Below are 11,963 nucleotides of genomic sequence, written 5' to 3'. Positions count from 1 at the left end.
GCGCGGACGAACCTCACACCCGGCGCACCAGCGCGCCCAGCCGGCGCCGCACCGGCGGGTCGGTCAGGCACACGAGCGCCACGACGACGGCCGCCGCGATCAGCCCGGCCCCGAGCCCCAGGCCCACGTCGGCTGCGAAGGCCCCGGCCGTGAAGACCGTCTCCGCGGACGCACCGTCCGTGCCGGTCGCCGCCGCGCGGTCCGCGACGGGCACCACGGCCCGGCCGAGCGCCGCTCCACCAGCGCCCGCGACGACCACCACGGCCAGCGTGCGGAACACCCCGCTGAGGGCCGTCCGACCGAGCCGGCTGCCCACGGCCAGGAGCAGGCCGGCCCCCGCGACCGTCATGCCGACGGTCGTGGCACCTCCCAGCCAGGACAGCACCGCCGGACGCATCTCCGCCGTCGCCGCCAGGGGGAACGCGAGCACCGTCGCGCCCGCCCCGAGAGCCACGACGAGCCAGCCGGCCGCGGTGGCCACCACGGCCGCGCGGCCCGCGTCGAGGGCATACAGCACCCGGGACAGCTGCAGCACGAGGGCGTAGCCCAGGAGCCCCGGCGCCATCCAGGTCAGCGCCTGGGCCATGCCCGCGGCGTCGCCGACGGCCACCAGGTCGAACACGTTCTGCACCAGCGGGGCCGCCGCGACGAGCGCCGCCGCCCCGGCACCGACGGTGACGAGCAGCAGCCGCGTGGTCGACGAGACCAGGCCGCGCAGGTCGTCCCACCGCTCGGCGGCGGCGTGCTCGGAGAACCGCGGGAAGGCGCTCGTCGCGATCGGGAAGGCGAGCACCGCGTAGGGCAGGAAGTACACCTGCTGGGCGTACAGGTAGACGGTGAACGTCGCGGCGTCACCCGCCTCGTTCGCCGCCGCCATCACGGCCAGCACGGACAGCTGCTGGGCCACCAGCGCGCCCACCCCCGCGAACGCGAGCCGGGCGGCCCGGCGGCCCTCGCCGTCCGGGAACCGCAGGGTGAGCCGCAGCCGCAGCCCCGTGCGGTGCACCGGCACGAGCAGCGGCAGCGCCAGGAACGCCACCCCTGCCGTCGTCCCCCACGCGAGCCAGCCCAGCGCCTCGGAGGTCAGCGCGGCGACGTCCTGCTGGTTGCCCTCCGCCAGCTCCCCGAAGACCGCGTAGACCCCGATGACTACGAGGCTGGAGACCAGCGGGGCGAAGGCCGGCCAGAAGAACCGCTTGTGCGCCTGGAGGATCCCGCCGAGCACGACGGCCAGCCCATACAGGGGGATCTGGAGCGCGAACACGCGCAGGAAGTCCGCCGCGACCGCCGTGTTGACCGGGTCGTCCAGCCGGAGCAGCTCCGAGATCGGGCCCGCCAGCAGGGCCATGAGCCCGCCGACAGGGACGAGCACGGCGAGGGTCCAGCCGAGCAGGGCGGAGGCGGTGCGCGAGGCGCGCTCGGAGTCGCCCCGCAGCAGGTAGCCCGACAGCAACGGCACGACGGCGCCAGCGAGCGCGCCCCCGGCTGCGACCTCGAACAGGACGTTGGGCAGCAGGTTCGCCGAGTTGAACGGCGCGTCGACGCCCCCGGTGCCGAGGAACTGCGCCTGGGCGAGCCAGCGGCCGAACCCGACCACACGGCTCGCCAGCGTGACGACCGTGATGAGCAGGGCCGCCCCGGCGAGCGTCTGGCCGGCGCGCGCCCGGCCGGCCGGCGTCGTCAAGCGCGCGCGTCCTCGTCCGAAGCTCGGGCTGCGTCCGCCAGGTCCGGCGCGGCGGCCTCGGCCGGGCGGCGTCCGAGGCGGTCGACACGCCGCAGCCATGGTGTCGCGTCGATCACGGCGGAGAAGCTGACACGCTCCGACGCGAGGGTCAGGCCCACGACGGCGGCGAGCGCGGCGACACGCACCGGCCGCGGGGCGCCGAACGCCCACTGCGACCCGACGAGGGCACCGAGCGCGTTCGCCCCGCCGTCCCCGAGCATGTCGCGCTCGGCCAGGTCGCCCGTGGCGGCGACCGCGCCCGCGCCCGCGACGGCGCCCGTCGTGGCCCCGGTGGCACCGCACGCCGCGGGCGCGCTCAGCAGCGCCGCGGCCTTGAGCGCGCGCCCAGGGCGCAGGTCCAGGAGGTTGAGCAGGTTCGCCGTCCCGGCGACGAGCGCGCCGTTCACCGCGACGTCCGCCACGTGCCCGACGGCGCCACCGGTGCGCCGCGTGCCGACCGCCGCCGCGACCAGCGACGTGGTGCCGATACCGAGGACCTTGAGACCGCCCGTGGTGAGCCGGCCCTGCGCGAGCGCGCCCAGGTGGCCGCGCAGCCCCTTGGTGCGGGTGGAGGCGTCCTCGGCGAGGTCGTCCACCAGGCCGAACGCTCCCGCGCCCGCCGTGGCGAGCGCCGTCGCGGACGCCGTCCGGCCCGAGCCGGCGGCCAGTGCACCCGCGACGAGGCCCGCCGCGACGGCCGGCCCTTCCAGCATGCTCACGGGCTCGCCGCGATGGTTGGTGCGGGTCCAGCGCGCCGCGCCGCCGGGCGGGTCGGTGTCGAGGACCCTGCGCACACCGGCGGTCACGGCGGCCGCCACGGCCGCCGCGCCGAGACCCGCGCGCACGCCGGTCACTGCTCGTCCCCCGTCGTCTCCTGCCCGTCGGCGGACGCGTCGTCCGACTGGGCGTCCTGCTCCTCCGGCTTCGCCGGGAGCACCGTCGCACCCTCCTCGAAGCCGTACTGGTCCACGGTGCCACCCAGCTGCGCGGCGACCGCGAGCGGGACGACGACCCGCCCGGTGAGCTGCTCGGTGCCGCTGACGGTGCTCACGACGCTCACCACGTCGTCGTCGGCCCGCACCTCGGAGACGAGGTCGCCGTCGGCCGTCGTCGGCCCGGCGACCACCGTGGCCCCCGTGATGTCCCCGGCCATGCCCGCGAGGCCCACCAGCGACCCCACGCCCCACTCGGCGGGGTCGACGTCGTCGGGCGACTCGCCCTGCGCGCCGGTCTCGCCGCCGGAGACCAGCAGGATCGCGTCGGCGGGGGCCTCGGGAGCCATCTCGACGTCGACCAGGCCAAACCGCTCCAGCTGCTGCTGCAGGTCCGCCGCCTCCGTGCTCCGCAGGGCGGGGTCCACCGGGTCCGCGTCGGTCAGCGCCAGTGTGAGGGCTGCGCCCAGCACCGCGGACGTGCCCGTCTCGTCGCCGATCGTGCCCTCCTCGAGGCCGTCCGCGAGCCCTTCGCGCAGGCCGCCCGCGACCGTGTCGCGCATGGTCGCCTCGTCGGCCGCGGTCCACGACTCGGTGAGCGCCTCCTGCGCCACGATCGTGGCTCCGGCCGCCTCGAGCTGTTCGACGAGCGGCCCCGTCACGCCGTCCCCCGCCCCGTCGACGTCCACGACGGCGACGCGCTTGTCGGTGAGCGCACCGGCGACGAGCTGGTCGCCGGCGGCGTCGATGAAACGACGCTGCTCCGTGGCGGTCGCCTCCGCCTGGTTGAGCTCGTCGCGGAGCGCGTTGCGCTCGGCGCGCAGCGTGCCCACCTGGTCGGTGAGCTGGTCGCCGAGGGCGCCCTGGAGGGGGCCCGCACCGAGGATGATGCCGATCGCCAGGGCGAGGAAGACGGAGATCAGCGAGACGAGGTGGTACCGGAAGTCGATCACGACGGAGAGAGTTCCTTGGTCGGGGGCGGCGGGTGGTCGTGGCGGTGCGGTGCGTGCGGCGACCCAGGGTAGCGGGCCGCGGACGTCAGGCGCCGAAGAGGCTGCCCACCCAGGAGACGAGGTCGTCGATGCGGGCACCGACGAGGCCGAAGAACGTCTGGCCGACAGAGGTGGACCAGAGCGCCGCGACGACGGCGGCGATACCGGCGAGCGTGAGGAGCGTGAGCTGCAGGTTCGAGATCCGGGTGCGGTACAGGCGGGAGACGCCCTTGGCGTCGACCAGCTTGCCGCCGATGCGCAGCCGGGTGAGGAAGGTGCTGGCCATGCCCGCCCTCCCCTTGTCGAGGAACTCCACGAGCGTGGCGTGCGTGCCCACGGCGACGATGAGCTCTGCGCCCTTGTCGTCCGCCAGGAGCATGGCGATGTCCTCGCTGGTCCCCGTGGCCGGGAACACGACCGGGTCGACGCCGAGCGCGCGCACGCGCTCCAGCCCGGGCGCGTTCCCGTCCCGGTAGGCGTGCACGACGATCTCGGCGCCCGACGAGAGGGCCCGGTCGGAGACCGAGTCCATGTCGCCGACGATCATGTCCGGCTTCCAGCCGGCGTCGACGATCGCGTCGGCGCCGCCGTCGACGCCGACGAGCACGGGCCGGTTCTCGGTGATGTAGGACCGCAGCATCGCCAGGTCCTCGCGGTAGTGGTAGCCGCGGACCACGATCAGCACGTGCCTGCCGTCGAAGCTCGTGCGGACGTCGGGCACGCCCACGCCGTCGAGCAGGAGGTCCCGCTCCCGGCGCAGGTACGTCATCGTGTTCTCGGCGAAGTTCTCGATCTCCGCCGACAGCCCCTCACGGGCGACCGCCGTCTCCGCGGCCACCGTCTCCGCGGTCTGGCGCGTCCCCTCCGCCACGGTCACGCCGTCGACGACGACCCTGCCCTCGTCGATCGTGACCGTCGCACCCTCCGCCAGCGACATGACGGCGGGGCCGAGGTCGTCGACGAGCGTGATGCCCGCCTCGACGAGGATGCCGGGGCCCGCGTTCGGGTATCGCCCGGACGTGGACCGGGCGGCGTTGAGCACCGCGGCGGGGCCGGCGGTGACGAGCGCGTCGGCGGCCACGCGGTCGATGTCGACGTGGTCGATGACGGCGATGTCGCCCGCTCGCAGGCGCTTGGTCAGGTCCTTCGTCCGGGAACCGACCCGGGCGGGCCCCACGGTCTGGGGCAGCTCGGCGTCCGGCTCGGGCGCGCGGTCGGACTTGCGCAGAATCATCTTCATCAGCCCTATCGTCCCACGGTGGAGGACTCGAGGAGCTCCACCGCATGCTGCCGCGCGGTGGCCGACTCCTCCTGGCCCGAGAGCATCCTCGCCAGCTCCCGCACGCGCTCGTCGTCCGCGACGGCACGCACCCCGGTCACCGTGGCACCCCGAGCCCCGGCCCCGTCGTTCTCGTCGCCCTCGTCGCCGCGGGACTTCGTCACCACGAGGTGCGCGTCACCGAAGGCCGCCACCTGCGCGAGGTGCGTCACCACGACCACCTGGGTGTTCCGGGCGAGCGACGCGAGCCTGCGGCCGACCTCGACCGCCGCACGCCCGCCGACCCCGGCGTCGACCTCGTCGAACACGAACGTGGGCAGCGGCGCCGACGCGCCGGACGCGGCGTCGGACTCCTCGACCCGGGCGGTCGCCAACGCGACCTCGACCGCCAGCATGACGCGCGAGAGCTCGCCGCCCGACGCGCCCTTGCCGAGTGGTCGCGCGGGCGCGCCCGGGTGCGGCTCCAGCAGGAACGCCACCTGGTCGGCGCCCCACGGCCCCGGCTCGGGTGCGGGCGCGACATCGACGACCAGGCGCGCACCGCTCATCGCGAGGCCCGCCAGCTCGTCGGTCACGGCCGCCGCGAGCGCGTCCGCGGCCGTGCGCCGCGTCACCGTGAGCCGGGCTGCGGCGTCCGCGAGCCGTTCGTCCAGCTCCGCGGTGCGCTGACGCATCGACTCCAGTCGCTCGCCCCCGTCGTCGAGGTCGAGCAGCCGCAGCCCGGCCTCCGAGGCCCACCGCAGGACGTCGTCGATCGTCTCCCCGTAGCTGCGGGTCAGCGCCGTGAGCTCGGCGAGCCTGGCATGGGCCGTCTCGAGGCCGGCCGGGTCGGCCTGCAGGTCGTCGGTGTACGCGGAGAGCTCCGTGGCGACGTCGGCCAGGAGGTACCCGGCCTCGGCCAGCCTGCTGGCATACCCGCCGAGCGCCGGGTCGTCGCCGGCCACCGCCTCCAGCGCGTGCCGAGCCCGCTCGACCGCCTCGACCGCGCTGCCGACCACCTCGACGTCGTCACCGGCCACCGCGTCGTGCGCCTGCTGGGCGGCGACGCGCAGCTGCTCGGCGTTGCCGAGCCGCGCGACGAGCGCCGTGAGGTCGGCGTCCTCCCCGGGCTGCGGGTCGACCCGCTCCACCTCGGCGAGCCCCAGCCGCAGGAGCTCCGCCTCGCGGGCCCGCTCGGACGCGCGGGCGACGAGGTCGTCGATCTCGGTGAGCAGCCCTGCCCGCTCGGCCCACGCGGCGCGGTAGGCGGCGAGCTCCCCCAGGTGCGCGTGGCCCGCGAACGCGTCGAGCGCGTCCCGCTGCTTGGCGGGGGTCCGCAGCCGGAGCTGGTCGGCCTGCCCGTGCACCGTGACCAGGTCGTCGGCGATCTCGGCGAGCACGCCCTGCGGCACGCTGCGCCCGCCGAGGTGGGCGCGCGACCTGCCGCCCGCGGCGACGGTCCGCAGCACCACGACGGTCCCGTCGTCGTCGACCTCTCCCCCGGCCTCGTCCACCCGACGGGCGACCTCGGGCCGGTCCGCGACGTGCACGCGGCCCTCCACGACGGCACCGGAGGCCCCTGGCCGCACCGCACCGGCGTCGGCCTTGCCGCCCATGAGCAGGCCGAGCGCCGTGAGCACCATCGTCTTACCCGCGCCGGTCTCCCCCGTGATGACGGTGAGCCCGGTGGCCAGCGGCACCCGGGCCACCTCGATGACGCCCAGGTTCTCGATCGCGATCTCCTCGAGCACCCTCAGACCTCCTTGTCGTGCTCGGGCCGGGACGCGGCCAGCTCACGCCACCCCACGACGGGGAGGGAGAACTTGGACACGAGCCGGTCGGTGAACGGTGCGGTCGACAGCCGGGCGAGCCGCAGCGGCAGCGCGCCGCGACGGACCTCGACCTGCGCCCCCACCGGCAGGTCGATCCGACGCCGTCCGTCGCAGGTCAGGACGGCCGGCATCGGGCTGCGCTCGAGCACCTTGACGGTGTAGGTCGACTGCGGCCCGATGACCAGGGGGCGGGCGAACAGCGCGTGCGCCGACAGCGGCACGAGCAGGACGGCGTCGACGTCGGGCCAGATCACCGGCCCGCCGGCCGAGAAGGCGTGCGCCGTCGAACCCGTCGCGGTCGAGATCACCACGCCGTCGCAGCCGAACGACGACAGCGGCCGACCGTCGACGGCGATGCCCACCTCGACCATCCGTTCGCGCTGCGCCTTTTCCACCGTCGCCTCGTTCAGCGCCCATCCCGTGACCGGCTCGCTCTGGCCGGGCAGGTGCACGACGACGTCGACGACGGCACGTTCCTCGACCTCGTAGTCGTGGGCGGCGAGCCGACGCACCGCCTCGCGCAGGTTCTCCCGCTCGCTCTCGGCGAGGAAGCCCACGTGCCCCAGGTTGACGCCGAGCAGGGGCACCCCCGTGCCGTGGGTGAGCTCTGCGGCGCGCAGGATCGTCCCGTCGCCGCCCAGCACCATCACGACCTCCGACTCGGCCACGCCTTCGCGCGCCCGGGTCAGGGCCATGTGGTCACCGAACGTCTCGGCCAGGTCGTCGTCGTGCAACGCGACCTCGAACCCCGCGGCGGTCAGCTCGCGCACGGCCTCCGAGAGCGCAGCGAGCGCCTCCGGGCGGCCGCCGTGCGTGACGATGAGGACTCGACGGGTCACTGGGCTCCTTCGATGAGCAGGACGGGCGGGAGGGACGAGGACGACGGCTGCCAGTCCACCGCGGCCTGCGCGGCGCGGTCCAGACCTTGGAGGTCGACGTGGACAGGGTGGACAGGGTGGGCGCCGGCGTCGGGGGTCGCGGGGGCGTCGAACCAGCAGAAGTACTCGCGGTTCCCGCTGGGACCGGGCAGCGGGCTCGGCACGACGGCCCGCGGCGCCAGCCCGCGGGCCGCGGCCGCCAGAGCCACCGTCCGCACCGCCTCGACGTGCAGCGCCGGGTCGCGCACCACCCCACCGCTGCCGAGCCTCTCCCGGCCCACCTCGAACTGCGGCTTGACCAGCAGGAGCGCCGCCGAGCCGGGACCCAGCACCGCCACGAGCGGGCCGAGCACGAGCGTCAAGGAGATGAACGACAGGTCGCCCACGACCACGTCCGGCGCGCCCTCGAGGTCGGACGCGGTCAGGTCGCGGACGTTGAAGCCCTCCACCACCGTCACGCGTGGGTCGGCGCGCAACCGGTCGACGAGCTGGTCGTGCCCGACGTCGAGGGCCGTCACCTGATCCGCGCCACGACGCAGCAGGACGTCGGTGAAGCCGCCCGTCGACGCACCGAGGTCGAGGCAGCGGGCACCCGGGATCGCCGCGGTCAGGGCGCGGCCCACGGGGTCCGCGCCGAGGGCGTCGAGGGCGCCGGCGAGCTTGCCGCCCGCACGGGAGGCGTATTCCGGGTCGTCGGCGTCGGCCACGACGGCCAGCGCGGCATCGGGCGCCACGGGCGTGGACGGCTTGGTGACGACGCGGTCGCCGACGCGCACCCGCCCGGCGGCCACGAGCACCGCCGCAGCGCCGCGCGACCGGGCGAGACCCCGGCGGACCAGCTCGGCGTCGGCGCGTGCCGGCGCCATCACTCCTGCGCCCCGTCAGGGGCGGCCTGGGGCTTGGGCTCGCCGTCGAGCCGCGCCCGGAGCACGTCGTGCACGGCGGCGAAGCGTTCCACGTGAACCTCCAGCGGGAGGTCGTCGAGCCCGACGAGGAGCGCGTCCGGGGTGCCGGCGACCTCCTCGGGAGATCCCGGTTCCTGCGTCATCGTCCCTCCTCGCTCCGCTGCCCGACGGGGCCTGCGTGACTCCGCGAACCGGCCCGGGTCCACGCTACCCGGACCGGGCGACCCTCCCACGCACCACGCACAGCGGGGTCGTCGGCACGCTCAGGCCGTCAGCTCAGGCACCGTCGACGCGTCCAGCGGCCGGCCCTCGTCTGCCGCGGCCCACGCCGCGGCACAGGCGGCACGGACGACGTCGATCCCCGCGGGTCCGCGGCCGTCGACCTCCAGCCCCTCGGTCGTGACCCTCGCCGCACGGTCCCGGCACCGCCACCAGCCGTCCTCCGTCGCGACGGGGAGCGGGTGCGGCTCGAGGATCGCCCGCAGGTCCTCGCCCACGAAGTCGGGCCGCAGGCCCGGTCCGGCGAGAACCGCGTCGCGCGCCGAGGAGACGCCCGTGAGGACATGCAGCCCCGGATAGCCACCGGCGCGGGCACCCGCCAGGTCCGTGTCGAGCCGGTCGCCGACGACGAGCGGGCGCGTCGCGCCCGCACGGTCGACCGCCATCCGGTACATCGTCGGCGACGGCTTGCCCGCGCTGTCCGGGGTGATTCCCGTCGCCGCGGTCACCGCGCCCACGAGAGCCCCGTTGCCAGGTGCGAAGCCGCGCTCGGTCGGCAGCGAAAGGTCGAGGTTGCTCGCCACGTGCCAGGCCCCGCCCGCCACGGCGTACGCGGCCTCCGCCAGGTCCGGCCACGCGAGGTCGGCCGCGTAGCCCTGCGCGACGGCGTCGGGCCGGTCGTCGGCCGAGGCGACCACCTCGAAGCCCTCAGCGCGCACCGCGGTCACCAGACCCGCGCCACCCACCACCAGCACCTTCGCGCCGGGGTCGAGGCGCGTGCGCAGCAGCGCCGCGCAGGCCTGGGCGGCCGTCATCACCTCGTCCGGCGACGCCGGGATGTCCAGCCCGGAGAGCTGGTCCGCGACGTCCTCCGGCTCCCTCGAGGCGTTGTTCGTGACGAACAGGAGCCGCATTCCCGCCTCGCGCGCGGCTCCCAGGCTGGACGCGGCGTGCGCGATCGGCTGGTGCCCGCGATAGGCCACGCCGTCGAGGTCGACGAGAGCCAGGTCGTGGGCGGCCACCAGCGGCACGTCACTGCCGCGAAGCGTCGCGCTCACTCGGTCTTCCCGTCGGCCGACTCGTCCGTCGCATCGTCCGCTGCTGCCGTGCCCGCACCGGCGTCGGCGTCCGCCGCCTCGCTGGGCTCGTCGACGTCGGGCTCGTCGACGTCGGCTGCATCGGAACCTTCGACGTCGGCCCCTTCGACATCGGCGTCGCCGGCCTCGGCGTCGAGCCCGTCGTCCGAGCCGTCACCCAGCTCGTCGACGTCGTCATCGACCATGTCATCTGCGGCCATGTCATCTGCGGCCACGTCGTCGGTGATGTCGTCGGGCTCCGCGTCCTCGTCGTAGACGTCGTAGACGACGACGTCCTCCTCGACCACGGCTGCACCGGTCGCCCGCGCGAGCGCTTCCTGGTCGACCCCGGCGAGAAGCGCAGCAGCCTCGGCCGTGCGGCCCGCCGTCTCGAGCGCCGCCGCCCGCGCCTGGACCACGCGCAACCCCAGGTCACCGCGACGTTCCGCCGCCGGGATCCGGTCGAGGACGGCGAGGGCGGCCTCGTGCTCGCCGAGGTCGGATCGCGCACCGCTGGCCACGATCGCCAGCTCGGTGCGCCCCTCGGCGTCCAGGGTGCCGGCCTCTTCGCTCGCGGCGAGCGCGAGCGCACGCTCCGGCCGCCCGAGGCCCCGCTCGGCGTCCGCCATGATCGGCAGGTGCTCCGACGAGCCGTTGAGCCGACGTACGGTCCGCAGCTCACGCAGAGCCTCGGCGAAGCGACCCGTGCGGTATGCGGTGATGCCAGCGGCCTCCCTGACGATGTCGACACGGCCGCCGCGGCGCACCGCAGCCTGGGCGTGCTCGTAGGCCCGCTCGGGGTCGACGTCGAGCATGCGCCCGGCCATCACCAGGTGCATGCCGATCCGCTCGGCGTTCTCCTTCGTCAGACCGCGCAGCCGGCCGCGCACCTCGCGCCCGAGCTGACCGATGTTGACGTCCTCGTCGATCGCAGGCTCGGCCACTCGCGGACGCGGCTCGGTCGGACGGGTCGCGGGGCGCCCGGGGCGTCCACCGTCGCGGGGCGCACCACCGCGCGGTGCCCGACGCTCGTCGTCCCGGCGCGGGCCACGGTCGTCGCGACGGTCCCCGTACGACGGACGCGACCCACGGTCATCGCTGCGGGGCGGGCGACGGTCGTCGCGCCCCTCGTCGCGACGCGGGCTGCGCTCGTCACGGCGCTCACCGTACGACGGACGCGACCCACGGCCATCACGGCGCTCACCGTACGACGGACGCGATCCCCGGTCATCACGACGCTCACCGTACGACGGACGGGAACCCCGGTCATCGCTGCGGGGCGGGCGACGGTCGTCGCGCCCCTCGTCGCGACGCGGGCTGCGCTCGTCACGGCGCTCACCGTACGACGGACGCGACCCCCGATCGTCACGGCGCTCACCGTACGACGGACGCGACCCCCGATCGTCACGACGCTCACCGTACGACGGACGCGACCCACGGTCATCACTGCCCGGCGGCCGACGGTCGTCACGACCGGCGTCGCGACGCGGCCCCCGGTCGTCGCGACGGCCGGCCCCGTACGAGGGACGCGAACCGCGCTCGTCCCGACCGGACCCGTAGGACCCGCGTGAGGGGCGGTCGTCACTGCGCGGCGGGCGACGGTCGTCCCGGCCCTCGTCGCGGCGCGAACCGCGGTCGTCGCGGCGGTCACCGTACGACGGCCGCGAGGGCCGCTCGTCCCTGCCGCCGCGGTCGTCGCGGCGTGCGTTCCGGTCGTTGCCGGCACCCCGACGGTCGCCACGAGCGCCTTCGGAGCGTCCTTCAGAAGGCCCGCGACGGCGGGCACCGTCGGGACGTGAGCGCGCGCGGTCGTCGTCGCGGCCCTGCTCGGAGGCGGAGTCGTTCACGGTGTTCCTCTCGGATGGATGGGGTCGCCCTGATTCTCCCACGCGGGTCCATGTCGGTGGTGCCTGGGAGAGCCAGGCCGCCAGACGAGGTGTCTGAGGTCACCTCGGCCGTCGCGCCGAAGAAAGTGCCCCGGCGTCGTAGGGCCAGCACCCGGCGGCGGCTCACAGCCGACCGGGTGCATGAAGGCTGGAAATGCATGAAGGCCCACCCCGGGGTGGGGTGGGCCTTCATGTGAATGGTGTCCGGCGGCGTCCTACTCTCCCACCCCCTCTCGAGGGCAGTACCATCGGCGCTTAAGGG

At 75.4% G+C, this 11,963-nt stretch carries 10 protein-coding genes; all 10 read right to left on the bottom strand.

Going from position 1 to position 11,963, the window contains the following annotated elements:
- Positions 1–13: 13 nt before the first annotated feature.
- Entirely contained in the window at positions 14–1,684 is a 1,671-nt protein-coding gene (gene murJ, locus LEP48_RS08715; protein WP_225565206.1) for a murein biosynthesis integral membrane protein MurJ, read from the bottom strand.
- Positions 1,681–2,577: a hypothetical protein gene (locus tag LEP48_RS08710; RefSeq protein ID WP_225565205.1), complete on the bottom strand. Its 897-nt coding sequence runs from the start codon at positions 2,575–2,577 to the stop codon at positions 1,681–1,683. Before LEP48_RS08710 ends, murJ begins: the two co-directional genes overlap by 4 nt.
- The gene (locus LEP48_RS08705) at positions 2,574–3,608 is read right to left on the bottom strand and encodes a copper transporter (RefSeq protein ID WP_225565204.1); all 1,035 of its coding nucleotides are present in this window, start codon (positions 3,606–3,608) and stop codon (positions 2,574–2,576) included. Before LEP48_RS08705 ends, LEP48_RS08710 begins: the two co-directional genes overlap by 4 nt.
- A gap of 85 nt (positions 3,609–3,693) precedes the next feature.
- The gene (gene steA / locus LEP48_RS08700; protein ID WP_422723815.1) at positions 3,694–4,887 is read right to left on the bottom strand and encodes a putative cytokinetic ring protein SteA; all 1,194 of its coding nucleotides are present in this window, start codon (positions 4,885–4,887) and stop codon (positions 3,694–3,696) included.
- A 5-nt stretch (positions 4,888–4,892) separates the two neighbouring features.
- Positions 4,893–6,656, bottom strand: coding sequence for a DNA repair protein RecN (gene recN / locus LEP48_RS08695; RefSeq protein ID WP_225565203.1), 1,764 nt, complete (start codon positions 6,654–6,656; stop codon positions 4,893–4,895).
- 2 nt (positions 6,657–6,658) lie between these two features.
- On the bottom strand, positions 6,659–7,576 hold the full coding sequence (locus LEP48_RS08690) for an NAD kinase (protein WP_225565202.1): 918 nt from the start codon (positions 7,574–7,576) through the stop codon (positions 6,659–6,661).
- Positions 7,573–8,481, bottom strand: coding sequence for a TlyA family RNA methyltransferase (locus LEP48_RS08685; protein WP_225565201.1), 909 nt, complete (start codon positions 8,479–8,481; stop codon positions 7,573–7,575). Before LEP48_RS08685 ends, LEP48_RS08690 begins: the two co-directional genes overlap by 4 nt.
- Positions 8,481–8,663: a hypothetical protein gene (locus LEP48_RS08680; protein WP_225565200.1), complete on the bottom strand. Its 183-nt coding sequence runs from the start codon at positions 8,661–8,663 to the stop codon at positions 8,481–8,483. Before LEP48_RS08680 ends, LEP48_RS08685 begins: the two co-directional genes overlap by 1 nt.
- Before the next feature lie 120 nt (positions 8,664–8,783).
- Positions 8,784–9,797: an HAD-IIA family hydrolase gene (locus LEP48_RS08675; RefSeq protein ID WP_225565199.1), complete on the bottom strand. Its 1,014-nt coding sequence runs from the start codon at positions 9,795–9,797 to the stop codon at positions 8,784–8,786.
- On the bottom strand, positions 9,794–10,759 hold the full coding sequence (locus LEP48_RS08670) for a hypothetical protein (RefSeq protein ID WP_225565198.1): 966 nt from the start codon (positions 10,757–10,759) through the stop codon (positions 9,794–9,796). The genes LEP48_RS08675 and LEP48_RS08670 overlap by 4 nt, the downstream gene beginning before the upstream one ends.
- Positions 10,760–11,963: the final 1,204 nt, after the last annotated feature.

This window comes from Isoptericola luteus, assembly GCF_020297055.1.
Lineage (GTDB): Bacteria > Actinomycetota > Actinomycetes > Actinomycetales > Cellulomonadaceae > Isoptericola > Isoptericola luteus.
The sequence above is the reverse complement of the archived record's forward strand: the minus strand, read 5'-3'. Positions and strand labels throughout refer to the sequence as shown.